1 protein-coding gene is annotated in these 368 nt (G+C 41.8%); it reads right to left on the bottom strand.

The window, feature by feature from the left end; all coding sequences use genetic code 11:
- A partial coding sequence (locus ACLWS4_RS37875) for a transposase (RefSeq protein WP_416876556.1) occupies positions 1-368 on the bottom strand: 368 nt, incomplete at both ends.

Below are 368 nucleotides of genomic sequence, written 5' to 3'. Positions count from 1 at the left end.
GCAAAACCACTGTCTCCCCGTAAGAATGGGAGGGTTTCGGGAAATTTCTCGTTATAATGTTCAATAAGAGGTTTCACAAAGTCCACAACCCCATTCGAAGTATACACATTTCCCGGTCTCAGCCGGGCTTTAAGGAAATCACCCATTATACCGTCGAAAGCAACTAATGGATGGAAACCGACTGTACCATAATGTGAATTGTAAGCTGCGGATTCTTGCTTTCCGTACGTGTCAGCGTGTGTTGAATCCAAGTCTATGATAAGAGCCTTTGACTCTCTGAATTGATGTACTTTGTCTAAAAGTTCCTGATTGGCTTGATTTAATTGAGCGATCGATTCAGCATCAAATCGTGAAAAAAAGCGAGATAA

Source organism: Kitasatospora sp. SC0581, assembly GCF_048159585.1.
Lineage (GTDB): Bacteria > Actinomycetota > Actinomycetes > Streptomycetales > Streptomycetaceae > Kitasatospora.
This window is presented reverse-complemented; position numbering and strand designations above follow the sequence as displayed.